This is a genomic window from Streptomyces griseus subsp. griseus, assembly GCF_000720255.1.
Taxonomy (GTDB): Bacteria; Actinomycetota; Actinomycetes; order Streptomycetales; family Streptomycetaceae; genus Streptomyces; species Streptomyces griseus_I.
In genome coordinates this window covers 14714-41169 of the sequence record NZ_JOJE01000035.1, presented here as the reverse complement: position 1 = coordinate 41169, position 26456 = coordinate 14714, and the positions used below count along the sequence as shown (strand labels likewise).

Sequence of the window (26456 nt, the reverse complement as noted above, 5' to 3'; positions counted from 1 at the left end):
CTCTCAGCCCGTGGTGAAGGTGAAGTCGTCCACGTCGAACAGGGCACCCGAACCGCCCTTGAAGACCAGGTAGAGCGTGGTGGTGCCGCGAGGTGCGCGCGACAGCCCGGCGGTGACGTCCTGGAAGGTGTCCCAGCCGCCGGTCACCGGCACGGCCGCCTTGCCGAGCAGGGTGCCTTTCGGCGATCCGGCGCGGATCTCCAGCGTGCCGCCCGCGCCGCCGGAGGAGACACGTGCCGTGATCTTCTTGGCGTTGCTCAGGACGTACGGCGTGAAGGAGATCCAGTCGCCGTTGTCGATGTCGCCGACGGTCCGTCCGCCGTGCGCGGTGTCCTTGGTGATCACACTGACGCCGGAGGACTTCCCGAAGTGCTCGGCCTGACGGTGGCGGGGCTGGGCGACGTTCTGGTCGTGCGTGGTGAGCGCGGCCTGGCCACCGCCCCCGCCGTCGGTGTACTCGGCGTCGAGGACTCCGAAGATGTTGGCGTCCTCGTCATGGCCGCCGTCGGCGCTGGTCCGGAGGGTGCCGGTGCAGCCCTGGGCGGAGGTCAGCGGGTGGCCGTGGGAGTCGTGGCCGAGGACGAAGGTGACCGTGACCTTGGAGCAGTCGATGCCGCGGTCCTCCGGGTCGGTGACCTTCACCTTGAAGGGGATCGCGTCGCCGAAGCTGAACAGCTGCCCGTCCTTGGGTGTTTCCAGGACGACGCTGGGCGTGGTGTTGCCGGCCACGATCTGCACGCTCGCGCTTCCGGTGCGGCCGGTCGTGTCCCTGGTGGTCAGGGTCGCGGTGTAGGTCCCGTTCTTGCGGTAGGTGTGTGTCGGGTCGGCCCGGGTGGACTTGCCGCCGTCGCCGAAGTCCCAGCCGTAGGTGAGCGCGTCGCCGTCCTGGTCGGTGGTGCCCGCGGAGGAGAAGCGGACCTTCAGCGGAGCCTGACCGGAGGTGCGGCTCGCTGCCGCCCGGGGTACCGGGGAGTGGCCGTCGGTGGCGTTCTCGATGCGGTAGAGGGCCGAGTTTTCGTCGCCGCCGAACCAGGAGACGCCGTAGTCGAGGACGTACAGGGCGCCGTCGGGTCCGAAGGCCATGTCCATGATCTGGGTGCCGGTCCACGGGATGTCGTTGATGGCCTGCACGGTGCCCTTCGTGTCGCTGGTGATCCGCTTGATCCAGCGGCGGCCGAACTCCCCGGCGAAGAAGTCCCCGTCGTAGGCCTCGGGGAACTTCACCGGCGAGTCGAGCGTGGCGTCGTAGTGGTAGACCGGGCCGCCCATCGGGGACTCGGAGCCGCTGCCGAACTCGGGAACGGATGCTCCGTCGTACGGGATCCAGGCGGGCTGGGCCGGAGGCAGGTCGGTGAGGCCGGTGTTGTGGGGCGAGGTGTTCTTGGGGGCGGCGCAGTCGAAGGCGGCGCCCGAGGCCTTGGTGGCGAAGTCGTAGTCGACATAGGCGTCGTTGTCGCCGGTGCAGTAGGGCCAGCCGAAGTTGCCGGGGCGGGTGACCCGGGCGAACTCGACCTGGCCGGCCGGTCCGCGGGCCGGGTCGGCGGCGCCCGCGTCGGGGCCGTAGTCGCCGACGTAGAGGATGCCGGTCTTCTTGTCGACGCTGAAGCGGAAGGGGTTGCGGAAGCCCATCGCGTAGATCTCGGGGCGGGTCTTCTCGGTGCCGGGGGCGAAGAGGTTGCCCTCGGGGACGGTGTAGGAGCCGTCGGCGTTCACCTTGATGCGCAGGATCTTGCCGCGCAGGTCGTTGGTGTTGCCGGCGGAGCGCTGGGCGTCGAAGGCGGGGTTGCGGTCGGCGCGTTCGTCGATCGGGGTGAAGCCGTCGACTGGAAGGGGTTGGTGTCGTCGCCCGTCGAGAGGTAGAGATTGCCGGCCGCGTCGAAGTCGATGTCGCCACCGACGTGGCAGCACAGGCCGCGGGACGCCGGGACGCCGGGACGTCGAGGATCTTGGTCTCGCTGGCGGTGTCGAGCGTGCCGTCCGTCTTCAGGACGAAGCGGGAGAGGCGGTTGACGCCGTCGAAAGGCGCGAAGTCCGCCGCGGTGCCGGTCTCGGGGGCGTCGCCGGCGGGGGTGTTCAGCGGGGGCGCGTAATAGAGGTGAATGAAACGGTTCTGCACGAAGGCCGGGTCGACACCGATGCCCCGCAGGCCTTCCTCGTCGTGGGAGTAGACGTCGAGTCTGCCCGCCATCCGGGCGTTGCCGGCCGCGTCGGTGAGGCGGAGTTCGCCGTCGCGTGAGGTGTGCAGGACGGAGCGGTCCGGGAGGACGGCGAGCGACATGGGCTCACCGACCTCCGCCTCGCCCTTGGCGAGGGTGACCTGCTGGAAGTCCTCGGCCACGGCCGTCTCCCGGCCTGCGACGGCTGCGCCGGCCGGGGGTGCGGTGAGGCCGAGCGACGCGCCCGCCAGTAGCGCGCCGCTGATCAGCGCGGCCGCCCTGCACCAGGACGGGCGTCGTCTGTGGGTCTGCGGTCGGTCGGTGCGGGTGGTGCGGTCGTTCCCGTGACGGGTGCCTCCAGGAAGGGGCCGGTTGTACGGGCGGGTGCGTGCGCCGGAATGCGCCGTCATCCCGGAGAGACCGACGAGAGGTCAGTTGCCGAACGCCGCGTCGAAGGAGGCCGACGGCGGCTCGAAGTCGTACGCCTTGAGGCGGGTCAGGGCCTCGGGTGCGCCCTGGAGCCGGTCCATGCCGGCGTCCTCCCACTCCACGGAGATGGGCCCCCGGTAGTCGATGGAGCGCAGCATCCGGAAGACGTCCTCCCAGGGGACGTCGCCGTGGCCGGCCGAGACGAAGTCCCAGCCGCGTCGCGGGTCGCCCCAGGGCAGGTGGGAGCCGAGGCGGCCGTTGCGGCCGTCGAGCCGCCTGCGGGCCTCCTTGCAGTCCACGTGGTAGACCCGGTCGCGGAAGTCCCACAGGAAGCCGACCGGGTCGAGGTCCTGCCAGACGAAGTGGCTGGGGTCGAAGTTCAGGCCGAAGGCCGGCCGGCGGTCGACCGCTTCCAGTGCGCGTACGGTCGTCCAGTAGTCGTAGGCGATCTCGCTGGGGTGGACCTCGTGCGCGAACCGCACGCCCTGTGCGTCGAAGACGTCGAGGATCGGATTCCAGCGTTCGGCGAAGTCCTCGTAGCCGCGTTCGATCATGGACTCGGGCGCGGGCGGGAACATGGCGACCAGATGCCAGATGGCGGAGCCGGTGAAGCCGACGACGGTGTCGACGCCGAAGGCGGCCGCGGCGCGGGCGGTGTCGGAGATCTCGGCGGCGGCCCGCCGGCGGACCCCCTCCGGCTCGCCGTCGCCCCAGACGCGCTCGGGCAGGATGGCCCGGTGGCGCTCGTCGATGATGGCGTCGCAGACGGCCTGGCCGACGAGATGGTTGGAGATCGCCCAGCACTTCAGGCCGTACTGGTCGAGAAGTTGGTGGCGGGACTTGACGTACCCCGGGTCGGCGAGGGCCTTGTCGACCTCGAAGTGGTCGCCCCAGCAGGCGAGTTCGAGGCCGTCGTAACCGAAGTCGCGGGCGAGGCGGCAGACCTCCTCCAGGGGCAGGTCGGCCCACTGACCGGTGAAGAGCGTGAACGGGCGCGGCATACGGGGCCTCCTCAGACCGCTATCGAGGTGTAGACGGAGTTCTTCTCAGCGCTCTCCTCCACCGCCGCGAGAACACGCTGGACCTGGAGTCCGTCGGCGAAGGAGGGTTCGGGGCGGCTGCCCTCGGCGATGGCGTGGACCAGGTCACGGGCCTGGTGGACGAACGTGTGCTCATAGCCGAGACCGTGGCCCGGGGGCCACCAGGCGTCCAGGTAGGGGTGGTCGGGCTCGGTCACGAGGATGCGTCGGAAACCGGCCTGGGCGGCGGGCTCCGAACCGTCGTGGAACCACAGTTCGTTGAGCCGCTCCAGGTCGAACGCCAACGAGCCGTGCTCACCGTTGAGTTCGATGCGCAGGGCGTTCTTGCGTCCGGTGGCGTAGCGGGTGGCCTCGAAGGAGGCGAGGGCACCGGAGATGAAGCGGCCGGTGAACAGGGCCGCGTCGTCCACGGTGACCGTGCCCGTGCCGGCGCTCGACACGGCGGCCAGTTTGCCGCTCGCTGCCCCGCCGGGCAGCGGCCGCTGCCGTACGAAGGTCTCGGTGAGCGCGGAGACACCGGCCAGCCGCTCCCCCGCCAAGTGCTGCGCGAGGTCGACGATGTGCGCGCCCAGGTCGCCGAGCGAGCCGGATCCGGCCAGTTCCTTGCGCAGCCGCCAGGTCAGCGGGAAGTCCCGGTCCACCAACCAGTCCTGAAGGTACGTCACCCGGACGTGCCGCAGGGCGCCGAGCCTGCCCTCAGCCACCATCCTGCGGGCCAGCGCGGTGGCCGGGACCCGGCGGTAGTTGAAGCCGACCATGGCCAACTGGCCACGAGCGTGAGCCTCTTCGGCAGCCCTCGTCATGATCTCGGCCTCCTCGACGGTGTTCGCCAGGGGCTTCTCGCACAGGACGTGCTTGCCGGCCGCCAGGGCGGCGAGGGCGATCTCGGCGTGGCTGTCCCCCGGGGTGCAGATGTCGACCACGTCGATGTCGTCCCGTGCGATCAGGGCGCGCCAGTCGGTCTCCGCGGACGCCCAGCCGTGCCGGACGGCCGCCGCGCGCACGGCCGTGGCGTCCCGGCCGCAGATCGCGGTGAGGGCCGGGCGGCGGGGCAGGTCGAAGACCCGGCCCGCGGTGCGCCAGCCCTGGGAGTGGGCGGCGCCCATGAAGGCGTAGCCGACCATCCCGACGCGCAGCGGTGGCTTCCCGGCCTCCGGTCCTGCGGGCTGCTGCGGCTGTTCCATGCAGAGGTCCTCCTCGTCGTCATGGCGCGGTGGGCGGTGCGGGGCGGAGCGCCTCACTGGAAGGTGGCGGGCATGTCCCGACGGGGACGGATCCCACGGACACGGCTCAGCGGAAGCCGGTGGACATGTACTGCTCGACGTTGTCCTTGTCGACGACGGCCGAGTAGAGCGTGATCGACGCGGGGATCTCGTGCTCGGCGAGGCCGCCGACGCCCTTGCCCTGGCCGAGGGCGCGGGCGAGGTCGATCGCGGAGGCGGCCATGGTCGGGGGGTAGAGGACGGTCGCCTTCAGGACGCCGTCGTCCTGTTTGATCGCCTGGAAGGCGGAGAGCGCGCCCGCGCCGCCGACCATCAGGAAGTCGTCGCGTCCGGCCTGCTCCACGGCGCGCAGCGCACCCACGCCCTGGTCGTCGTCGTGATTCCACACGGCGTCGAACTTGGGCTGTGCCTGGAGGAGTTGGGCCATCTTGGCCTGCCCGGACTCCACCGTGAAGTCGGCGGCCTGGCGGGCCACTTTGCGGATGTTCGGGTAGTTCTTCAGCGCGTCGTCGAAGCCCTTGGTGCGCTGCTGGGTGAGCTCCAGGTTGTCGAGTCCGGCCAGCTCGATGACCTTGGCGTTCGACCTGCCCTTGAGCTTCTCGCCGATGTAGTGGCCGGCGTTGAGCCCCATGCCGTAGTTGTCGCCGCCGATCCAGCACCGGTAGGCCTGCGGGGTGTTGAAGACGCGGTCGAGGTTGACGACGGGGATGCCCGCCCGCATCGCCTTCAGTCCGACCTGGGTGAGGGCCTTGCCGTCGGCGGGCAGGACGACCAGGACATCGACCTTCTTGTTGATGAGGGTCTCGATCTGGCCGATCTGCGTGGCGGTGTCGTTGGAGCCCTCGGTGATCTCCAGGGTGACGTCCTGGTAGTTCCTGGCCCGGCTCTTGGCGTTGTCGTTGATGGCGTTGAGCCAGCCGTGGTCGGCCTGGGGTCCGGCGAAGCCGATCGTGACCTCCTTGCCACGCTTGTCGTCGGCTGGTTTGTCGTCGGCGGCCGGCTTCTCGTCCTTGGGCTCGTTGCTGGTGCAACCCGTGAGGAGGGCACCGGCGGAGACGGCGGCGGTCCCGAAGAGCAGTCCTCTGCGACTGGTGAGGTGCGACATGGTGGTGAACCCTTTCCTCAGGTCGTGCTCGCCGTACGGCGCTGGACCAGCACGGCGGCGACGATGATCGCGCCCTTGGCGATCTGCTGGACGTCGCTCTGCAGGTTGTTCAGGGCGAAGATGTTGGTGATCGTGGTGAAGATCAGCACGCCGAGCACGGAGCCCGTGATGGTGCCCCGGCCCCCGCTGAGCAGGGTGCCGCCGATGATCGCGGCGGCGATGGCGTCCAGCTCGTAGAGGTTGCCGTTGGTGTTCTGGCCGGAGCCCGACAGCACGATCAGCAGGAAGGCGGCGATGCCGCAGCACAGACCGGACAGCAGGTAGAGGTAGAGCCGCTGGCGGCGGACGTCGATGCCGGCGAGCCGGGCGGCCTCCGGATTGCCGCCGACGGCGACCGTGCGCCGCCCGAAGGTGGTCCGGTTGAGCAGCAGCCAGCCGATGACGGTCACGACCGCGAAGACCAGCACGAGCGGCGGGACGCCGAGCACATAGGAGTCGCGCTCGCCGAGTTCGAGGACGCCGTCGATGGTGACGATCTGCGTCCTGCCGTCGGTGATCTGCAGCGCCAGCCCGCGTGCCGAGGCCAGCATGGCGAGCGTGGCGATGAACGGGACCATCGCGCCGTAGGCGATGAGCAGCCCGTTCACCAGGCCGCAGCCGAGCCCGACGAGCACCGCGGTCAGGAGGATGCCGCCGAAGCCGTACTCCTGGGTGGCGACGGTGGTCGCCCACACCGAGGCCAGGGCGACGATCGCGCCGACGGAGAGGTCGATGCCGCCGGAGGTGATGACGAAGGTCATGCCGACGGTGACGACGCCGATCACCGAGGCCTGGGTGAGGACGAGTTGGAGATTGCGGGTGTCGAGGAACTCGTCGGGCTTGGTGATCCCGCCGATGACGACCAGGACGGCGAGCACTCCGAGGAGGGAGAGGGTGCGGACATCGGCGCGGGCCATCATGTCGCGCCAGGTGAGGTGTTGACCGACCGGCGGCACCTTGTCGGTGCTGTCCCGGGGCGGGGAGACGGGCTGCGTCATGTCGCCGGGCTTCCTTCCATGACGAGGTCGAGTACGCGGTGTTCGTCGAGATCCCGGGCGGGCGCCGTGTGCACGACGTGGCCCTCGCGGAGCACCAGGACGCGGTCGGCGAGACCGAGCACCTCCGGCACCTCGCTGGAGACCAGCAGCACGGCGAGCCCTTCGTCGGCCAGTCGGCGTACGACTGCGTACAGTTCGGCGCGGGCGCCGACGTCGACGCCGCGGGTGGGCTCGTCGAGCAGCAGGACACGGCAGCCGCGTAGCAGCCAGCGGGCCAGGACGGCCTTCTGCTGGTTGCCGCCGGAGAGGGTGCGCACGGGAACCGACGGGTTGTCCGGGCGCAGCGACAGTTCGCGGGTGGCGGCCCGCGCGGCGCCGAACTCGGCACTTCGGTCGATCCAACCTCCGTGCGAGAAGCGGGACATGGAGGAGACGGAGACGTTGCGGGTGACGGACTCCAGCATCAGCAGGGCCTGCGCCTTGCGTTCCTCGGGGGCGAGTCCGAGCCCCGCGCGGACGGCGGCCCGTACGCTGCCGGGCCGCAACGGCCGTCCGTCGACCAGGACCTGACCTGCGCTCGGCTTGCGGGCGCCGTAGACGGTCTCCAGGATCTCCGAGCGCCCGGAGCCGACCAGCCCCGCGAGTCCGACGATCTCCCCCGGGTGCAGATCGAGGTCGAGGGGCGCGAACTCGCCGTCCCGGGCCAGTCCCCGCACCTGGAGGACCGGTGGCCCGGCCGGTACGGACCCCGCCGCCGGCCGCTCGGGGAAGACGTACTCCACGTTCCGGCCGGTCATCAGCGCCACGACCTCACGGGTCGGTGTCGTCTTCGCGGGCAGCCCGCCTGCCACCGCGCGGCCGTCCTTGAGTACGGTCACGCGGTCGCCGATGCGGCGGATCTCCTCCAGGCGGTGCGAGATGTAGACGACGGCGACGCCCTGTGCGGTGAGGTCTTGGACGCTCCGGAAGAGGTTGTCGACCTCGTCGGGGTCGAGGGCCGCCGAGGGTTCGTCCATGACGATGAGCCGCACGTCGTGGGAGAGCGCCCGTGCCATGGAGACGATCTGCTGCTGTGCCGCCGACAGCGCGCCGACCAGCCTGGACGGATCGATCTCCGGATGCCCAAGTCGCGCCAGCAGAGCGGCCGTCGAAGCGCGGGCCGCCCTTCCCCGTACGACGAAGCCCGCGGCCGTGGGTTCATGGCCGAGGTGGACGTTCTCGGCCACGGACAGGTGCTCCACCAGGTCGAGTTCCTGGTAGATGGTGGCGACGCCGAGACGCATGGCGGCGATGGGCGAGCGGAGTGTGACGGGCTCGCCGCGCCAGCGGATCGTGCCGGTGTCGGGCTGGTGAGCGCCGGCCAGGACCTTGATGAGGGTGGACTTCCCGGCGCCGTTCTGGCCGAGCAGGCAGTGCACCTCACCGGCCTGGACGTCGAGGTCGACCCCGTCCAGGGCCCGGACTCCGGGGAACGACTTGGTGATGCCGGACATGGTGAGCAGCGGTGGTTCTGGTGCCATGTGGGTTCCCCTCGGCGGGCGTGCGGGCCGGTTTCAGGGCAGAACGAGGCGTTCCAAGGAGGACAGGGCGGAGCGGGGCGCTGTACTGAGGAACCGCGGCCAGGGCCGGCGAAGGGGCCCGTACGGGCTACGGCTACGCGGGTGAGAACAAGTGGTCGCTGATCAGCCGGGCAGCGCCGATCACACCGGCGGTGGGGCCCAGCTCGCCCAGGACGATGGGCAGGTTTCCGGTCGCCAGCGGCAGCGACTGGCGGTAGACCTGGGTACGGATCGCGGCGAGCAGGGTGTGGCCGAGTCCGATCACGCCGCCGCCGATCAGCACCAGGCCCGGGTTGAAGAACGAGACGAGTCCCGCGATGACCTGGCCGACGCGGGTGCCGCCCTCGCGGATCAGGTCGAGGGAGGTGGCGTCGCCCGCGGCGGCCGCGGCGGCGACGTCGACGGCGGTGAGGACGCCGTTCGTCTCCAGCCGGGTGGCGAGTTCGGCGCTGAGGCCCTGCTGGGCCGCCTCCAGCGCGTCGCGTGCCAGGGCCGCTCCGCTGAAGTGGGCTTCGAGGCAGCCCCGGTTGCCGCAGGCGCAGGGGCGTCCGTCGGGCACGGCCTGGATGTGCCCGATGTCGCCCGCGCTGCCCGTCGTACCACGGTGGACCTCACCGCCGACGACGATGCCGCAGCCGATGCCGGTGCCGATCTTGACGAAGAGGAAGTCGCCCACGGAGCGGGCGACGCCCGCGTGCTGCTCCCCCATCGCCATGAGGTTCACGTCGTTGTCGACCATGACCGGGCAGCCGAGTTCCTGACTGAGCGCCTCCCGTACGGGGAAGCCGTCCCAGCCCGGCATGATCGGCGGCGCGACCGGTACGCCCTCGGGGAAGCGGACCGGTCCCGGGACGCCGATGCCGGCGCCGTCGAAACCCTCCGCGAGCCCGGAGGCGCGCAGTTTGGCCGCCATGGACAGGACCTGCTCGAAGACCGCGACCGGCCCCTCGCGCACGTCCATGGGTTGGTTGATGTGGCCGAGGATCTCCAGTTCGGCGTTGGTGACCGCGACGTCCACGGAGGTGGCGCCGATGTCGATGCCGAGGAAGCGGAGGCCCGGCGCGAGACGGATGTTGTGGGAGCGGCGCCCGCCGCGCGAGGCGGCGAGTCCGTCGGCCACGACCAGTCCCGTCTCCAGCAACCGGTCCACCTCGACGGCCAGCTTGGACCGCGAGAGGTCGACCTGGTCACCGAGTTGGGCACGGGAGTTGGGACCGGAGTCGCGCAACAGCTTGAGCAGCCGGGCCTGGTGCGCGTTGGCGGGACGTGCCGTCATCCGTCTCACGAGCCCCTCCCCGCATCGATTCGGCCACCCGAGTCGGGCTTTCGAGGGGAACGTAGCAGCGACCGCCGGGACTGGGAAGAAGCCGTGCACGGATTGCCGCCAACTTTCTCCACTGACAGGACAAAGAAGGCGGTACGGCGGGATGGCAGAGGGGCAGGCGGCAGCGTTGAGGAAGTGAGACGTCCCGCGTCTGTCGCCGCGTCAGCTCAGGGCTTGGCGCGCTCGTGGTACGACTTCCGCGTGTGCTCCGTGTGTTCGCGCATGAGCCGGGCCGCTTCCTGCTCGTCGCCGGCCACGATCGCGGCGATGAGGTTCCGGTGTTCCGCCCAGGACTGCCGGCCGCGCTGCCGGGCGACCGGTGTGTAGTACCAGCGCACCCTGCGGTCGACCTGCGCGGCGAGTTCCGCGAGGACGGCGTTGCCGGCCAGGTCCATGATCTTCGCGTGGAAGCGGGCGTTGAGGGCGACGGCCGCGTCCACCTCGTCCGAGGCGACGGCCTTCATCCCCTGCGCGCACAGCTCGTTCAGCACCTCGATCCCGGAGCTGTCCGCGTGCGCGGCGGCGAGCCGGGCGGCCTCCGCCTCCAGGAGGGTGCGAACCGTGAGGAGTTGGTCGGCCTCCTCCTCGGTGGGCTCGTGCACGAACGCGCCCTGGGCGGGCCGCAGATCGACCCAGCCCTCGGTGTTCAGCCGCTGCAGCGCCTCGCGCACCGGTTGCCGGGAGACCCCGAGGTGTCCGGCGAGTTCACTCTCGACCAGGTGCTGACCGGGCTGGAGGGCACGGGTGGTGATGAGCTCGAGCAGGGCCTCGTAGACACGGTCGCGCAGGGGGCCGGGCCGTTCGAGTTTGGGCACCGCGCCCTGCGGCAGGCCAGACGACAGCATCGGTCGGTCCCCCTCCTGGACGGCGCGGGCTCACCACGGCCGGACAATCAGTATCGATTGTCTTTCGTCTACAGTCTACGGCCCGCAGTGACCAGACCCGAGCCCAGTCGCCCTCGTCACATACCTCTTGGGACCGGTGCGCCTCACGGACAGCGCACGACCTGCCCCGCGTACGACAGGTTCCCGCCGAAGCCGAACAGCAGGACCGGGTCGCCCGAGGAGAGGGTGCCCTGCTCCAGGAGCTTGGAGAAGGCCAGCGGGATGCTGGCGGCCGAGGTGTTGCCGGACTCGGACACGTCCCGCGCGACCACGGCGTTGACCGCGCCGATCTTCGCCGCGAGGGGTTCGATGATGCGCAGGTTCGCCTGGTGCAGGACCACGGCGGCGAGGTCCGCGGGCGCGAGGCCGGCCCGCTCGCAGGCCTGTCGCGCCAGCGGCGGCAGCTGCTGGGTGGCCCAGCGGTACACGCTCTGCCCCTCCTGCGCGAACCGCGCCGGCTGCCCCTCGATACGCACGGCGTGCCCCATCTCGGGCACCGACCCCCACAGCACGGGCCCGATGCCGGGCTCCTCGCCCGCCCCGCAGGCCTCCACCACGGCGGCGCCGGCTCCGTCGCCGACGAGCACACACGTCGTGCGGTCGGTCCAGTCGGTGACCTCCGACATCTTGTCTGCGCCGATGACGAGTGCGCGGCTCGACGCGCCCGCCCGGACGGTGTGGTCGGCGGTGGCCAGCGCGTGGGTGAATCCGGCGCACACCACGTTGACGTCCATGGCGGCGGGGCCCGGGATGCCGAGGCGGGCGGCGACCCGGGCGGCCATGTTCGGGGAACGGTCGACGGCGGTCGAGGTGGCGACCAGCACCAGGTCGATGTCGCCGGGCGCGAGCCCGGCCGCCGCGAGCGCCTTGGCGGCGGCGTGCGCGGCGAGCTCGTCCACGGGCTCGTCGGGTCCGGCGATGTGGCGCGTACGGATGCCCACCCGGGACCTGATCCACTCGTCGCTGGTGTCGACCAGACCCGCCAGGTCCTCGTTGGTGAGCACCTTGGCGGGCTGATAGTGGCCGACAGCGGCGATGCGCGAGCCGTTCATTGGGTGGTCCCCCTAAGTTGCCTCGGGTACGGGATCCACCAGTCTGATCAGTGACTCACCGGTACGACGGCAGGTGATGCCACAGGAATCCGGCGTCGGGGTTGTCGGCTTCCGTCAGGGCTCGGACGCCCGTGCACCTGCCGGACGGTCACCCGGTGAACAACTGCTTCGCCTTCAGGACGAGCTCGTAGAGGCCGTAGGCGAGGGGTGCGCCCACCCAGAGCCAGGCGAAGGCGATCAGGGGCCGCCGGTCAGGCGGACTCGGGCTGCTGTCGTGCGACATCGGCGGCCTCCCTCGGGGCGGGGACGTGGTGGCGGGCGTTGACGGGCCGGACGAGTTCGTTGGCGACGAAGCCGACGACGAGCAGCCCGATCATGATGCCGAACGACAGGCCGTACAGGGACGAGCCGTGCTTGCCGGCCTCCTCCTGCCGGTCGGCGATCCAGTTCACGATGAGCGGGCCCAGCACGCCGGCCGTCGACCAGGCGGTCAGCAGCCGGCCGTGGATGGCGCCGACCTGGTACGTGCCGAAGAGGTCCTTGAGGTAGGCGGGGACCGTCGCGAAGCCGCCGCCGTAGAAGGAGAGGATCACCAGCGCGCACAAAATGAACAGGGGCTTCGAGGAGTCCCCGAACAGGGTGATCAGCGCGTACATCAGGGCGCCGACGCCCAGGTAGACGCGGTAGATGTTCTTGCGGCCGATCAGGTCGGAGGTGGAGGACCAGCCGATGCGGCCCGCCATGTTGGCCGCGGACAGCAGGGCGACGAAACCGGCGGCGGCCGTCGCGGAGACCGGGGTCGAGGTGTCGGCGAAGAAGTCCGTGATCATCGGGGCGGCCTTCTCGAGGATGCCGATACCGGCGGTCACGTTCATGCACAGCACGACCCACAGGCACCAGAACTGCGGGGTGCGCACGGCGCTGCGCGCCGAGACCTGGGGCCCCGCCAGGACACTCGGCCCGCTGTCGGCCGGCCGCTCGGTGCGCGGCACCCGCACCAGGAGCACGCCGAGGAGCATGAACACCGCGTAGGCGAGCCCGTGGACGAGGAACGCGAGGGCGATCCCGGAGTGGTCGGCGCCGAAGGACTCCAGCATCTGCGCCGACCACGGCGAGGCGATGAGCGCGCCGCCGCCGAAGCCCATGATGGCGATGCCGGTGGCCATGCCGGGACGGTCGGGGAACCACTTGATGAGGGTCGAGACGGGCGAGATGTAGCCGATACCGAGGCCGATCCCGCCGACGAAGCCGTAGCCGAGGACGATCAGCCAGTACTGCTCCGTCGCCGCGCCGAGCGCGGAGATCAGGAAGCCGGTCGAGAAGCACACGAGGGCGACCGTCATCGCCCAGCGCGGCCCGTTGCGTTCCACGAGGGTGCCGCCGAACGCGGCGGACAGGCCGAGCATCACGATGGCGAGCTGGAAGGGGAGCGCGCTCTGCGTGCCGCTGAGGCCGAGCGCGGATTCGAGCGGCGGCTTGAACACGCTCCAGGCGTACGCCTGGCCGATGGAGAGGTGGACGGAGAGAGCGGCGGGCGGAACCAGCCAGCGGCTCCAGCCGGGGGGTGCGACAGGGGGACTCATGATCCCGAACGGTAGGTACCGGTGCGCGCGTTGAGAAGGCGGCGCGTCGACCGTATGCGGTGAACGGTATCCGGGGGGCGGTGAACGGTCGGACCGACCGGTATCCCGAGTGGCTGTGACCACGCACCTGGGTCCGACACGGCCACACGCCGCAGGTGAGGGTGAGCGGGCGGCGCTCGGGACGCTTGTCGGTGGCCGGGCTGACGGCAAGCGCCGCAGCCTGGGCGAGCGCGACTTCGTCGCGTTGTTCGACGGCACCCACCAGTTCCTCGAGGCGCCGACATCGGATAATGCTGTGCGCTCCGCCGGATGGCAGGAGACGCTGATGCAGTGAATCAGGTTCAGGAGATTGTCGGGCTGGTCGGCGACGTGCTGGGCCAGGATGTCATCGGCACCTACCTCCACGGCTCCTCCGTGCTCGGCGGCCTCAGGCCGGCCAGCGACGTGGACGTGCTGGTCGTCTCCCGACGGCGAATGGACGAGCAGGAGCGACGGGCACTCCTCGGTGGACTGCTCCGAACCTCCGGCTCCCGAAACAGGGCCCGCCCCGTCGAGGTCACCGTGGTCGTCCAGTCCGAGGTCCGGCCTTGGCGGTACCCGCCGACCGGCGACTTCCTCTACGGCGAGTGGCTGCGTGCGCAGTACGAGGCCGGGGAGGTCCCCCAGCCGGAGCCGATGCCCGATCTGGCCCTGCTGATCACCATGGCGCTGACCGGCGACCACCCCCTCACCGGCCCGCGCCCGGCGCAGGTCCTCGATCCGGTCCCACAGGCCGACCTGGTCCGGGCGAGCGTGGCGGGTATCCCCGGTCTGCTCGACGACCTGGACAGCGACACCCGCAACGTCCTGCTGACCTTCGCCCGCATCTGGACCACGCTCGCCACTGGCCGGATCAAGTCGAAGGACGCCGCCGCCGACTGGGCCCTCGCCCAACTCCCGCCCGAGCACCGCCCCGCCCTCGAGCACGCCAGGCAGCTCTATCTCAACTGCCCCTACTCCGGGGAAAGCTGGAGCGATACCTTGCAGGCGCAGGTGCGTCCGCATGTGGACCGCGTGCTCGCGGAGATCGACCGGCTGCGCACCCGAACCCCGCGGACGGGCCCTGCCGAGCCCTCCAACGGGAGTGAGTGGCCCGGCAGCGACGACGTTGCACACCGCACGCGACCAGGCTGGTCGAGTCTACCCGTCGCAAGGCGCGCCTCGGCCCGGCCCTCGGCCAGATCAGGGCGGAGTGAACGCCGCGATGCGCCCCAGGGGATGGGCTGCTCGATCCGTCAGAACGCATGCGTGGCAGTCGGGCCCGCACAGCCTCACATCCGGGATCTCAGCACGTCGACCTCACACCCCGGCGCGAACGGGTCGAAGCCGTGCCGGCTCAGCCAGCGAACTGCCAGCAGGCTCCGCAACGACCACCACCCGTGGATCACGTCGAGGTCGATGTCGGTGCCATAGCCGGCGATGACGTCGTCGAGGTGCTCCTCGTGTCCGAGCGTGAAGGTGGCGAGGTCGTACAGGGCATCGCCCTGGCCCGCCTCGGACCAGTCGATGATGCCGGTGACCTCGTCGCCGTCGACGAAGACGTGAGCGATCTGCAGGTCGCCGTGTGTGAACGCCGGAGTCCAGGGTCGGAGCGCGGCCTCGGCGACCTGGCGGTTGCGGGTTACCAGGTCGGCGGGCAGAACGCCGTCCGTCACGAGCAACTCGCACTCGTCGTCGAGTTCCGCCGCCAGCGCGACGATGCTCCGGCCGGCCTGGCCCGGCCGGGACGGCAGCGGCGCGTCGTGCAGCTTCCGGATGGCGGCGCCCGCCGCGGCCCACGCCGCCGGCGACCCGGTCGACGGCCCGCCGAGGCGCCCAAGCGTCGTCCCCGGGAGGGCGGCGGTCGCGAGCACGGACGGCTTGCGCCACAGGACCTCCGGGGTCGGGACCGGCGCGAGGGACATCGCCTCGACCTCGACATTGATGCGCGCCTGATCGGCGTCCACCTTCAGGAACACGTCGCCGACGCGCAGAGTCGCGCGCTCGGAATGGGCGACGACGACTTTGACCTCATCCATGGGCGATCAGTATCCCGGGGGTGTTCGCCGACGTCGCCGGGTTTATCGCGTGCGATCACGCGACCGACCGCGTCCCGCCACCCAGCGCCCTCGCGCACGACATCGGCCTCTGACCAGGTCAAGCCCACCACTTCTGTCAGGAGTCCTCAGGCGGAGGCGGAGGCCACGAAGCACGGAATGGCGGCGAGGAAACGGCCGGCCTCGGCACGTCGGCGCTGTTCGGCGCGCCACTCGTCCGCCTGGTCACGGCCGACGGCGCCACTGGCGCAGGCCGGTTCGGCGAGCCTCGCGAGCAGCGACAGCATCGCGGGGTCGGTGAACACGCTGGTGTGCACCTCGACCGTGACATCGTCGAAACCGTCGGCCAGGAGCAGGCTGCGGTACTGACGGCCGGCCCGGGGCGTGCCCAAAAGGTCGGCGTGGGCTTGCACGCTCGTGCGGGTGAGCGCCGCGTCATCCGAGTCGATCACAATGGCGTCCCAGTCCTGACCGACCAGGACGATCCAGCCGCCCGGACAGAGGACCCGTCATGCCTCCGCCACCGCGCAGCTCCCCCGATCCCCACAAGCCCGTTGACCCATGGCCACCGCACAGTGGCTCCCGACTTGCGCGAACCCTTGCTGGCCCAACCTCCATACTGTAGACAATATTTCGTCGACAGAGTCGGGACAGTCCCCCAACGGTCCCCCAGTTGCTCGGCAGTTCCTCGGTACCCTCGACCGAACGGAGCTCCCTCACCATGAAAGTCGCAGTTCTCGGCGCCGGTGCCATCGGCGCCTACGTCGGCGCCGCGCTCCACCGCGCCGGTGCCGACGTGCATCTCGTCGCCCGTGGACCGCATCTGGCGGCCATGAGGCGGGACGGCGTTCGGGTGCTCAGCCCGCGCGGCGACTTCACCGCCCGCGTGCACGCCACCGACGACCCGGCCGACATCGGCCCCGTCGACTACGTCTTCCTCGGTCTGAAGGCCAACTCGTACGCGGCGTGCGGGCCGCTGATCGAGCCCCTGCTGCACGACACCACGGCGGTCGTCGCCGCCCAGAACGGCATCCCCTGGTGGTACTTCCACCGGCACGGCGGCCCCCACGACGGCCACCGCGTCGAGAGCGTGGACCCGGACGGCGCGGTCAGTGCGGTGCTCGCGCCCGAACGGGCCGTCGGCTGTGTGGTCTACGCGGCGACCGAGCTCGAAGGGCCGGGCGTCGTACGGCACTTGGAAGGCACCCGGTTCTCGGTCGGCGAGCCCGACCGCAGTGTGTCCCCGCGCTGTCTGGAGTTCAGCGGGGCCCTGCGGGCCGGCGGGCTGAAGTGCCCGGTGGAGCCTGACCTGCGCAACGACATCTGGCTCAAGCTGCTCGGCAACATCTCCTTCAACCCGATCAGCGCGCTGGCCCGCGCGACCATGCGGCAGATGTGCCTGCACGGGGGCACCCGCCGGGTCATCGAGATCATGATGGCGGAGACGATCGGCGTCGCCCGGGCCCTCGGCTGCGAGGTCGGCGTCTCCATCGAGCGCCGTCTCGCGGGCGCCGAGCGCGTCGGTGACCACCGCACGTCCACGCTCCAGGACCTGGAGCGCGGCAAGCCGCTCGAACTCGACGTCCTGCTCGCGGCGGTCGTCGAGTTGGCGGAGATCACCGGCGTGGAGGTGCCCACCCTGCGCACCGTCCACGCCATCTCGGACCTGCTCGCATTGAGGACGGCCGCATGAGCAAGAGGAACCGGACCCCGAAGACCTACACCCGGCTCACCCACCCCCTCGTCCGCGACTCCCGCGACGAGCCGTTCCGGCAGGCGAGCTGGGAGGAGGCCCTGGACCGCACGGCCCGGGGCCTGGAGCGCAACCGAGGCGCGTTCGGCATGTTCTCCTGCGCCCGCGCGACCAACGAGATGAACTACGTGGCCCAGAAGTTCGCCCGCGTGGTCATGGGCACCAACAACGTCGACTCCTGCAACCGCACCTGTCACGCCCCGAGTGTCGCGGGCCTGTCGGCCGCGTTCGGCTCCGGCGGCGGCACGTCATCGTACGAGGAGATCGAGCACACGGACGTCATCGTGATGTGGGGCTCCAACGCCCGCTTCGCGCACCCGATCTTCTTCCAGCACGTGCTGCGGGGGATCAGGAACGGCGCCCGGATGTACGCCGTCGACCCGCGCCGCACCTCCACCGCCGAGTGGGCGGAGAGCTGGATGGGGCTGAACGTCGGCACGGACATCCCGATGGCGCACGCCATCGGGCGCGAGATCATCCACGCGGGGCTCGTCAACGAGGCGTTCGTCGAGCGGGCCACGACCGGCTTCGAGGAGTACCGGGCGCTCGTCGAGCCGTGGACGCTGTCCCTCGCCGAGAAGGTGACCGGCGTACCGGCCCGTGCCATACGGGAGTTGGCGCACGCCTACGCCCGCGCCGAGCGTGCCCAGCTGTGCTGGACCCTCGGCATCACCGAGCACCACAACGGCACCGACAATGTCCGCGCGCTGATCAACCTCTCCCTGCTGACCGGCCATGTCGGGCGGTACGGCTCGGGGTTGCAGCCGCTGCGCGGGCAGAACAACGTGCAGGGCGGCGGCGACATGGGTGCCATCCCCAACCGCCTGCCCGGCTTCCAGGACATCCTCGACCCGGAGTCCCGCCTGCGGTTCGAGTCCGCCTGGGACACGGTCATCCAGCCGCACTACGGGATGAACCTGACGGAGATGTTCGAGGCGATGGAGGAGGGCTCGCTCCGGGCGGTGTATTGCATCGGCGAGAACCCGGCGCAGTCGGAGGCCGACAGCGATCAGGCCGTGCGGCGGATGCGGCAGCTGGACTTCCTCGTCGTGCAGGACATCTTCCTGACGAAAACCGCCGAGTTGGCCGACGTCGTCCTGCCCGCGACCGCCGGCTGGGCCGAGACAGAGGGCACGACCACCAACAGCGAGCGACGAGTGCAACGGGTGCGCCGGGCCGTCGCCCCGCCCGGCGAGGCACGTGAGGACATCGACATCCTCTGCGACCTCGCGGCACGGCTCGGCCGCGACTGGAAGTACGCCGACTCGGAGGCGGTCTGGAACGAGCTGCGCTCGGTCTCGCCGGACCACTACGGGATGACGTACGCCCGGCTGGAGGAGCATCAGGGCATCCAGTGGCCCTGTCCGAGCACCGACCGGCTCGAACCGACGTATCTGCATGGCCGGTTGTGGGAGAAGGATCCGGACGCGCGCGGGCTGCCGGCGCCCTTCGGGATCGTCCAGCACGATCCGCCGGTCGACCTCACCGACGAGCGGTATCCGATCCGGCTGACCACCGGCCGGCGCCTCGACTCCTACAACACCGGTGTGCAGAGCGGTGGTTTCGCGTCCCCGCTGCGGCGCGGTGAGTACATCGAGCTGTGCCCGGAGGACGCCGAGCGCTACGGGGTCGTCGTCGGCGAGGAGGTCCAGGTGTCCTCGCGGCGGGGCGCGGTCGTGGCGCCGGTCTGGATCGACACGGCGCTGCGGCCCGGGCTGGCCTTCATGACCATGCACTTTCCCGACGAGGTGGACACCAACCGGCTGACGATCGAGGCGAACTGCCCGATCGCCGGGACGGCGGAGTTCAAGGCGTCGGCGATCCGGATCGACAAGCTTCCCGTCGCGACCATCGTGAGGTGACCTGGTGGATCTGCACTTCGGCGACAGCAAGCCGACGGACGAGGAACGGGCGGCCGTCGACGCCCTGTTGGGGCCTGCGGAGTCCTCCTGGGAGGGCGCCGACCGCGACGCGGCGGGGGCCGACGACCTGAGGTGGGCACGCGGCGGCCGTGAGGCCCGGGACCGCCGCGACCTGCTGTTGCCGGGGCTGCACGCGATCAACGACCGGGTCGGCTGGATCAGCGAAGGCGCACTGGACTACCTGTGCCGGCGGCTGACGGTGCCGCCGGCGGAGGCGTACGGCGTGGCCACGTTCTACGCCATGTTCGCGGTCCGGCCCCGCCCGGCGACCGTGCTCCACGTGTGCACGGACCTCGCCTGCACGGCGGCCGGGGCGTCCGCGCTGTGCGCCGGGGTGGAGTCCCGGCTCGGCCCGGGCAGTGGCGTCCAGGTCGAGCGCAGCCCCTGCCTCGGCCTGTGCGAACGGGCTCCGGCGGCGCTGGCCTTCAGGGCGGGCGATCCGGTGCGTACGGCGGTGTCGGCGCCGGCGACCGTAGCGGAGGCCGTCCTCGCCGCGACCGCGCCCGACTCGGCGCCCGAGGAGCCACCGGCCGCCCTGGCCGTGCCCCAGGCCGGGGACCCGTCCCTGATCCTGCTCAGGCGGGTCGGCGTGGTGGACCCCACGAGTCTCGACGACTACCGCGCCCATGGCGGCTACACCGCACTGCGCCGGGCCTTCGAGCTCGGCCCCGCCGATGTCATCCGCGAGGTCACCGACTCCGGCCTGGTGGGGCGCGGCGGCGCCGCCTTCCCGACCGGCCGCAAGTGGCAGGCCACGGCCGCCCAGCCGGATCACCCGCACTACCTGGTCTGCAACGCCGACGAGTCCGAGCCGGGCACCTTCAAGGACCGCGTGATCATGGAGGGCGACCCGTACGCGCTGGTCGAGGCGATGACGATCGCCGCGTTCGCGACCGGCGCCCACCGGGGCCACCTGTACCTGCGCGGCGAGTACCCGCGCGCCCTGCGTCGCCTGGAGCACGCCGTGGCGCAGGCACGCGCGCGTGGCCTGCTCGGCGATGACGTCCTCGGCCAGGGCTACGCCTTCGACATCGAGATCCGGCGCGGCGCCGGGGCGTACATCTGCGGCGAGGAGACGGCCCTGTTCAACTCCATCGAGGGCTACCGGGGCGAACCGCGCTCGAAGCCGCCGTTCCCCGTGGAGAAGGGCCTGTTCGGCAAGCCGACGGTCGAGAACAACGTCGAGACGCTGGTCAACGTGCTGCCGATCCTGACCATGGGCGCACCGGCGTACGCGGCGATCGGGACGCCGAAGTCCACGGGTCCCAAGCTGTTCTGTGTCTCGGGGAGTGTGGCGCGGCCCGGGATCTACGAGTTGCCGTTCGGTGCGACGTTGGGCGAGCTGCTGGCGCGGGCGGGGGTGCGCGAGCGGCTGCGGGCCGTACTGCTCGGCGGGGCGGCCGGAGGCTTCGTACGGCCCGACGAGCTCGACATCCCACTCACCTTCGAAGGCACCCGGGAGGCGGGCACCACGCTCGGCTCGGGAGTCGTCATGGCCTTCGACGACACCGTTCCCCTGCCCCGACTGCTCCTGCGCATCGCGGAGTTCTTCCGGGACGAGTCGTGCGGGCAGTGTGTGCCGTGCCGGGTCGGGACGGTGCGGCAGGAGGAGGCGCTGCACCGGATCGTGGAGCGCACGGGCGCGGCGGCCGCGGACGACATCGCCCTGCTCAGGGAGGTCGGCCGGGCGATGCGGGACGCCTCGATCTGCGGTCTGGGGCAGACCGCGTGGAACGCCGTGGAATCCGCCATCGACCGTCTGGGGGCGTACGAATGACCGCGATACCGCTCGGAGTGCCGCGTCGGCTGGTCGAGTTCACGATCGACGGCGAGAAGGCCAGGGTCCCGGAGGGGGCGACGATCCTCGACGCCTGCCGGGCCGCCGGGAAGGACGTCCCGACGCTCTGCCACGGCGACACCCTCACCCCGAAGAACGCCTGCCGCCTCTGTGTGGTGGAGGTGGAGGGGGCGAGGACCCTGGTCCCGGCCTGCTCCCGCAAGGCCGAGCCTGGCATGGAGGTGCACACGGACACCGAGCGCGCCCGGCACAGCCGCAGGATCGTCCTGGAGCTCCTCGCCTCCTCGGTCGACCTCTCGACGACCCCGGAGGCCGCCGGCTGGATCAAGGAGTACGAGGCCAAGCCGGACCGCTTCGGCCCGGAAGCGGCGCGCCTGAACGAGGAGCCGAGGGTCGACAACGCACTGTACGTGCGCGACTACGACAAGTGCGTGCTGTGCTACAAGTGCGTCGACGCCTGCGGGGACCAGTGGCAGAACACCTTCGCGATCTCCGTCGCGGGGCGCGGCTTCGACGCCCGGATCGCGGTGGAGCACGACGCCGCGCTGACCGACTCGGCATGCGTGTACTGCGGGAACTGCGTCGAGGTGTGTCCGACGGGCGCGCTGTCGTTCAAGTCGGAGTTCGACATGCGGGCGGCGGGTACCTGGGACGAGTCGGCGCAGACGGAGACGACGACGGTGTGCGCGTACTGCGGCGTGGGCTGCAACCTCACGCTGCACGTGCAGGACAATGAGATCGTGAAGGTCACCTCGCCGCACGACAACCCGGTGACCCACGGCAACCTCTGCATCAAGGGCCGTTTCGGCTACCAGCACGTACAGAACCGGGGCTGATCAGGACATGGGACGAGTCACGGAACGACGCAAGGTCCTGCGCATACGGGACGGGGTGGTCTCCAGCCGCCCGGACACGCTCGTCGCCGAGGAACCCCTGGAGATCAGGCTGAACGGCAAGCCGCTCGCGATCACCATGCGCACGCCCGGTGACGACTTCGCGCTCGCCGCCGGTTTCCTGGTGAGCGAGGGGGTCCTGGCGACCGCCTCCGACCTGCAGAACATCGTCTACTGCGCCGGGGCGACGGCGGACGGCTCGAACACCTACAACGTGGTGGACGTGCGGACCGCCCCGGACGTGGTCGTCCCGGACATCACCCTGGAGCGGAACGTCTACACCACCTCCTCGTGCGGTCTGTGCGGGAAGGCGAGTCTCGACGCGGTGCGCACGTCGACCCGCTGGCCCATCGCCGACACTCCCCCGGTCCGGGTGGAGCCCGAGCTGCTCGCGAGCCTCCCCGACCGGCTCCGGGCGGCCCAGCGCGTCTTCGACCGGACCGGGGGCCTGCACGCGGCCGCCTTGTTCTCCGAGGACGGGGAGCTGCTCGACGTCCGGGAGGACGTGGGCCGGCACAACGCGGTCGACAAGCTGGTCGGCCGCGCCCTGCAGAACGGGGACCTGCCGCTGTCGCGCACGATCCTGCTGGTGAGCGGGCGGGCCTCCTTCGAGCTGGCGCAGAAGGCAGTGATGGCGGGTCTTCCGGTGCTGGCGGCGGTCTCGGCGCCGTCGTCGCTGGCGGTGGACCTGGCCGCCGAGAGCGGTCTGACGCTGGTGGGCTTCCTGCGGGGCAGCTCCATGAACGTGTACGCGGGCGAGGACCGCGTCGCCCTGCGGGCCGAGGCCACCCAGGGCTGACCGGTTCCCCCGCGGACACGGCGGCGGGGCCCCGACCGGCGGGGAGCGCCCCCTGCGCCGCAGGGGCCCCGTCTCGAGTCACTCCGCCGTGCCCGCGATCCGGGTCAACAGGCTCATGAGCTGATCCCGTTCGGCCCGTGAGAGCGGCGCGAGCAGCGCGTCGTTCGCCTCGCGGGCGACCTTCTCGCAGCGGGTCAGCGTCCGGGCACCCTCCTCCGTCAGGGACACGGCGTTCTTGCGCCGGTCCCGGGGGTCCGGTTCGCGCACGACGAGGCCGGCGGACTGGAGGTCGTTGAGGACGCCGACCAGGTCCTTCGGATCGAGCCGCACTCCGCGGCCCAGGTCGGCCTGGGCGACGGGGGCGAGGTCGCGGACGGCGGAGAGCACTACGTGGTGCCACATCTTCAGGCCCTCCGCCGCCAGCTCTTGAGCGACGAGCTCCCGGCCCCGGGCGGCGGCCCTGCCGAGGAGCCAGCTGGGGAGGGAGCGGATTGCGGGGAGCGGTGCTTCGGCCATGTCGGAAAGCCTAACGAATGATTGTTGGACTTCCCAATGATCGTTCGTTACCGTTGGAATTCCCAACGAAATCATGGGTGGGCCCAACGATGCCCGCCACCAACGGAGGTTCGATGCGCCGCGTCCGCTACGACTCACCCGGCGGCCCCCTCTTCCTCGAAGAGGCCCCCGCCCCCGAGCCCGGCCCCGGTGAACTCCTCGTCCGCTGCGAGGCCGTCGGCGTCACCCTCCCCGTCGTCCGCAAGGTCACCGAGGCCGCCGAACCCATCCCCCTCGGGGGCGAGATCGCCGGGGAGGTCGTGGCCGTCGGGGACGGCGTCACCCTCTTCGGCGCCGGAGACCGCGTGACGGGGCTCTGCTTCGGGCACGGCTACGCCGACTTCGCGCTCCTGCGGGAGGCGATGGCCTCCCGCGTGCCCGAACACGCCTCGGCCGTCGACGCGGTCGCCCTCGTCCGCGGTGGCCTGGTCGCACTGGGCGCCCTGGCCGCGGCCCGCCCCGAACCCGGCGAGTCGGCCCTGGTCACGGCCGCCGCGAGCGGTGCCGGACACCTGGCCGTGCAGCTCGCACGGGTCCGCGGCGCCTCCCGGGTCGTCGGCGCCGTCTCCGACCCGGCCAAGGCCGCCTTCGTGCGCTCCCTCGGCGCCGACGAGGTGATCGGCTACGCCTACGAGAGCTGGGGCCGGCCCGTCGACTACGTCCTCGACGCGGTCGGCGGCGACCTCCTCACCCCGGCCGTCGGGGCCGTCGCCCCCGGGGGACGGCTGGTGGCGTACAGCTCGGGCGGCGGGACGGTCCAGGCGTACGACCTCCTGGTGGGCGCCAAGTCCGTGATCGGGTTCCAGATGGCACGGATCGCGCGCGACAAACCGCAGTTGTACGAGCGGTGGCGCCGGGAGCTGTGGCAGCTGTTCGCCGACGGTGCCGTACGGACCGCCGTACACGGGGAGTTCGCCCTGGAGGACGCGGCGAAGGCGCACGAGGCGATCGAGTCGCGGGCCAACACGGGCAAGGTCGTCCTGATCCCGTGACGGACGCCGCCTCGTAGGCGCCGAAACACGACGACAGCGTGACCCGGTCCCGGCCGCGGGCGCCGCCGCAGGGTCTCAGCGCCCGCGGGTTCCCGTACCGGCCGCGGTGCGCGGCCCTTCGGCGGGCTCCCCCGCCTCGGCCGCCGCGGCCCCCGCCGGCTCCGTCGCGCCCGCCGGCTCGTCCTGCGGGTCCGTCGGGTCCTGCGCCCGGCGCTTGGCGATGACCGCGCAGACCATCAGCTGCATCTGGTGGAAGAGCATCAGCGGCAGCACCGCCAGGGACGCGTGCGCGCCGAACAGGACGCTCGCCATGGGCAGCCCGGAGGCGAGGGACTTCTTCGAGCCGGCGAACTGGATCGCGATCCGGTCCTCCCGATCGAAGCGCAGGGCCTTGCCGCCGTACCAGGTCAGCAGCAGCATCACCGCGAGCAGGACGGCCTCGACGACGAGCAGTCCACCGAGCCGGACCGCGCTGACCTGGTGCCAGATGCCCTGGACCATGCCCTCGCTGAACGCGGTGTAGACGACGAGGAGGATGGAGCCGCGGTCTACCAGCCCGAGCACCTTCTTGTGCCGGGTGACGAAGCCGCCGATCCACCGGCGCAGCAGCTGCCCCGCGAGGAACGGTACGAGCAGCTGGAGCACGATCGACACGAGGGAGTCGGCCGAGAACCCGCCGGCGCTGTTGCCGAGCACTGCGGCGGCGAGCAGCGGCGTGACGACGATGCCGACGAGGGAGGAGAAGGAGCCGGCGCAGATCGCCGCGGGCACATTGCCCCGGGCCATGGAGGTGAAGGCGATCGACGACTGGATGGTCGACGGGACCAGGGTGAGGAAGAGCAGGCCCTGGTAGAGCGGCTGGGTCAGCAGGACCGGGACGAGGCCCCGGGCAGCCAGACCCAGCAGCGGGAAGACCACGAAGGTGCAGGCCAGCACGGTGACGTGCAGCCGCCAGTGCTTGAGCCCGTCGAGCGCCTCACGGGTGGACAGGCGGGCCCCGTACAGGAAGAAGAGGAAGGCGATCGCCGCCGTGGAGGCGCCGGAGGCGACGTCGGCGCCCGTGCCGCGCGCCGGGAAGAGGGCCGCGAGGCCCACCGTCGCGAGCAGCAGCAGGATGTACGGGTCGATCGGCAGCCGACTCGGCCGGCGCAGGCGTTTCACGGTGCTCCACTTGCTCGTTCGTTCAGAGTGCGACGGGGCCCGGAAGGCCCCCCTTCATCGTCCTCCTCGACGGCGTGATCGGGAATCCGTCATACCGCACTGACTGTCATCGCATTCCATGATGACCGGGTACCGTGGTACGGGTGTACGACCCCTCTCATCTGCGCAGCTTTCTCGCCGTGGCCCAGACGCTGAGCTTCACGCAGGCCGCCCGACGGCTGGGCCTGCGCCAGTCCACGGTCAGCCAGCATGTGCGCCGCCTCGAGGCCACCACCGGGCGACAGCTGTTCACGCGGGACACCCACTCGGTGGAACTGACCGAGGACGGCGAGGCGATGCTCGGCTTCGCGCGACGGATCCTGGAGGTGCACGAGCAGGCGACGGCCTTCTTCACCGGTACCCGGCTGCGCGGCCGGCTGCGCTTCGGCGCGTCGGAGGACTTCGTGCTGACGCGACTGCCGGAGATCCTCGAGGGGTTCCGCCACGAGCACCCCGAGGTCGACCTGGAGCTGACCGTCGAGCTGTCCGGCACGCTGCACGAGCGGCTCGCGGCCGGGAAGCTGGACCTGGTGCTGGCCAAACGCCGCCCCGAGGACCCCCGCGGAGAACTGGTCTGGCAGGACGAGCTGGTGTGGATCGGCGCGGAGCGGCTGCGCCTGGACCCCGCCCGGCCTGTCCCGCTCATCGTCTATCCGCCGCCGGGCATCACCCGGGCACTCGCATTCGAGGCTCTTCAGCGGCAGGGCCGCGAATGGCGCGTCGCCTGCACGAGCGGCAGCCTGAACGGGCTGGTCGCGGCGGCCCGGGCGGGGCTGGGCGTGATGGCGCACTCGCGGGGCCTGATTCCGCCGGGCCTGGTGCGGATGCGCGAGCGGGCGGGCCTGCCGCAGTTGGGCGGCGTCGACTTCGTCCTGGTCCACGGCCGCCGCCGGGCCTCCGCACAGGGGGCGGCGGACGCGCTGGCCTCGGCGATCCTGGCCGGCGGGAGCCGGCTGGTGACGACGGGGTCGCGGCCTCCCCGAGCTCGGTGAAGCGCTGGACGCGCCGGCGCGCGACGCCTCGGAGGAACGGCATGACTCAACCGCAGTGCGGACGCTGCCGCTCCGACCCGTAACG

At 71.3% G+C, this 26456-nt stretch carries 20 protein-coding genes and 4 pseudogenes; 9 read left to right on the top strand and 15 right to left on the bottom strand.

The window, feature by feature from the left end; all coding sequences use genetic code 11:
* Nucleotides 1–3: 3 nt before the first annotated feature.
* From IG99_RS33860 to IG99_RS33815, 11 genes and pseudogenes are all read right to left on the bottom strand, one after another.
* Nucleotides 4–2566, bottom strand: a pseudogene (locus IG99_RS33860) (carbohydrate-binding protein).
* Nucleotides 2567–2587: 21 nt separating this feature from the next.
* Nucleotides 2588–3586 (bottom strand): sugar phosphate isomerase/epimerase family protein, encoded by a 999-nt coding sequence (locus tag IG99_RS33855; protein ID WP_037680876.1) that lies wholly within the window; start codon nt 3584–3586, stop codon nt 2588–2590.
* A gap of 11 nt (nt 3587–3597) precedes the next feature.
* Nucleotides 3598–4809, bottom strand: a complete 1212-nt coding sequence (locus IG99_RS33850; RefSeq protein ID WP_037680874.1) for a Gfo/Idh/MocA family protein — start codon at nt 4807–4809, stop codon at nt 3598–3600.
* A gap of 106 nt (nt 4810–4915) precedes the next feature.
* Entirely contained in the window at nt 4916–5953 is a 1038-nt protein-coding gene (locus IG99_RS33845; RefSeq protein WP_037680871.1) for a substrate-binding domain-containing protein, read from the bottom strand.
* A 17-nt stretch (nt 5954–5970) separates the two neighbouring features.
* On the bottom strand, nt 5971–6990 hold the full coding sequence (locus IG99_RS33840; protein WP_037680868.1) for an ABC transporter permease: 1020 nt from the start codon (nt 6988–6990) through the stop codon (nt 5971–5973).
* Nucleotides 6987–8510, bottom strand: a complete 1524-nt coding sequence (locus IG99_RS33835) for a sugar ABC transporter ATP-binding protein (RefSeq protein WP_037680864.1) — start codon at nt 8508–8510, stop codon at nt 6987–6989. The genes IG99_RS33840 and IG99_RS33835 overlap by 4 nt, the downstream gene beginning before the upstream one ends.
* 133 nt (nt 8511–8643) lie before the next feature.
* Nucleotides 8644–9825: an ROK family transcriptional regulator gene (locus IG99_RS33830; RefSeq protein ID WP_037680861.1), complete on the bottom strand. Its 1182-nt coding sequence runs from the start codon at nt 9823–9825 to the stop codon at nt 8644–8646.
* A gap of 215 nt (nt 9826–10040) precedes the next feature.
* The gene (locus IG99_RS33825; protein WP_037680859.1) at nt 10041–10718 is read right to left on the bottom strand and encodes a GntR family transcriptional regulator; all 678 of its coding nucleotides are present in this window, start codon (nt 10716–10718) and stop codon (nt 10041–10043) included.
* A 143-nt stretch (nt 10719–10861) separates the two neighbouring features.
* Nucleotides 10862–11809: a beta-ketoacyl-ACP synthase III gene (locus IG99_RS33820; protein WP_037680856.1), complete on the bottom strand. Its 948-nt coding sequence runs from the start codon at nt 11807–11809 to the stop codon at nt 10862–10864.
* A gap of 148 nt (nt 11810–11957) precedes the next feature.
* Entirely contained in the window at nt 11958–12092 is a 135-nt protein-coding gene (locus IG99_RS51485) for an MFS transporter small subunit (RefSeq protein ID WP_267882582.1), read from the bottom strand.
* Nucleotides 12061–13392: an OFA family MFS transporter gene (locus IG99_RS33815; protein ID WP_037680853.1), complete on the bottom strand. Its 1332-nt coding sequence runs from the start codon at nt 13390–13392 to the stop codon at nt 12061–12063. The genes IG99_RS51485 and IG99_RS33815 overlap by 32 nt, the downstream gene beginning before the upstream one ends.
* 134 nt (nt 13393–13526) lie before the next feature.
* Here IG99_RS33815 and IG99_RS50740 point away from each other — a divergent pair.
* Both IG99_RS50740 and IG99_RS46385 read left to right on the top strand, forming a co-directional pair.
* Nucleotides 13527–13672, top strand: a pseudogene (locus tag IG99_RS50740) (IS630 family transposase); the annotation flags it as partial.
* A gap of 29 nt (nt 13673–13701) precedes the next feature.
* Nucleotides 13702–14478 (top strand): annotated as a pseudogene (locus IG99_RS46385) (aminoglycoside adenylyltransferase family protein); the annotation flags it as partial.
* A 224-nt stretch (nt 14479–14702) separates the two neighbouring features.
* Here the strand turns inward: IG99_RS46385 and IG99_RS33805 are convergent.
* Both IG99_RS33805 and IG99_RS33800 read right to left on the bottom strand, forming a co-directional pair.
* Nucleotides 14703–15449 (bottom strand): phosphotransferase family protein, encoded by a 747-nt coding sequence (locus IG99_RS33805; protein ID WP_037680848.1) that lies wholly within the window; start codon nt 15447–15449, stop codon nt 14703–14705.
* A gap of 146 nt (nt 15450–15595) precedes the next feature.
* A pseudogene (locus tag IG99_RS33800) lies at nt 15596–15976 on the bottom strand (methyltransferase domain-containing protein); the annotation flags it as partial.
* A gap of 212 nt (nt 15977–16188) precedes the next feature.
* On the opposite strand from IG99_RS33800, the gene IG99_RS33795 reads away from it, so the two are divergent.
* From IG99_RS33795 to fdhD, 5 genes are read left to right on the top strand one after another with little or no spacing between them, the layout of a single operon-like run.
* Nucleotides 16189–17160, top strand: coding sequence for a 2-dehydropantoate 2-reductase (locus IG99_RS33795; RefSeq protein WP_037680843.1), 972 nt, complete (start codon nt 16189–16191; stop codon nt 17158–17160).
* A complete protein-coding gene (locus IG99_RS33790) occupies nt 17157–19082 on the top strand; it encodes a molybdopterin oxidoreductase family protein (RefSeq protein WP_037680841.1) in 1926 nt (641 codons plus the stop codon). The genes IG99_RS33795 and IG99_RS33790 overlap by 4 nt, the downstream gene beginning before the upstream one ends.
* A gap of 4 nt (nt 19083–19086) precedes the next feature.
* Nucleotides 19087–20919: an NADH-ubiquinone oxidoreductase-F iron-sulfur binding region domain-containing protein gene (locus IG99_RS33785; RefSeq protein WP_037680838.1), complete on the top strand. Its 1833-nt coding sequence runs from the start codon at nt 19087–19089 to the stop codon at nt 20917–20919.
* A complete protein-coding gene (locus IG99_RS33780) occupies nt 20916–21776 on the top strand; it encodes a 2Fe-2S iron-sulfur cluster-binding protein (RefSeq protein ID WP_037680835.1) in 861 nt (286 codons plus the stop codon). The genes IG99_RS33785 and IG99_RS33780 overlap by 4 nt, the downstream gene beginning before the upstream one ends.
* Nucleotides 21777–21783: 7 nt before the next feature.
* On the top strand, nt 21784–22632 hold the full coding sequence (gene fdhD / locus IG99_RS33775) for a formate dehydrogenase accessory sulfurtransferase FdhD (RefSeq protein WP_037680832.1): 849 nt from the start codon (nt 21784–21786) through the stop codon (nt 22630–22632).
* Nucleotides 22633–22710: 78 nt separating this feature from the next.
* On the opposite strand, the gene IG99_RS33770 is transcribed toward fdhD, so the two are convergent.
* Nucleotides 22711–23148: a MarR family winged helix-turn-helix transcriptional regulator gene (locus IG99_RS33770; RefSeq protein ID WP_037680829.1), complete on the bottom strand. Its 438-nt coding sequence runs from the start codon at nt 23146–23148 to the stop codon at nt 22711–22713.
* 113 nt (nt 23149–23261) lie between these two features.
* Here IG99_RS33770 and IG99_RS33765 point away from each other — a divergent pair, with 113 nt between their 5' ends.
* Complete coding sequence (locus tag IG99_RS33765) at nt 23262–24179, top strand: quinone oxidoreductase family protein (protein ID WP_037680927.1); 918 nt, start codon at nt 23262–23264, stop codon at nt 24177–24179.
* Between the two features lie 75 nt (nt 24180–24254).
* Here the strand turns inward: IG99_RS33765 and IG99_RS33760 are convergent, their stop codons facing one another.
* Entirely contained in the window at nt 24255–25313 is a 1059-nt protein-coding gene (locus IG99_RS33760; protein ID WP_037680925.1) for a bile acid:sodium symporter family protein, read from the bottom strand.
* Between the two features lie 170 nt (nt 25314–25483).
* Here IG99_RS33760 and IG99_RS33755 point away from each other — a divergent pair, with 170 nt between their 5' ends.
* Nucleotides 25484–26371 carry a LysR substrate-binding domain-containing protein gene (locus IG99_RS33755; RefSeq protein ID WP_037680923.1) on the top strand — a complete coding sequence of 296 codons (888 nt, stop codon included), beginning with the start codon at nt 25484–25486 and terminating at the stop codon, nt 26369–26371.
* Nucleotides 26372–26456 lie beyond the last annotated feature (85 nt).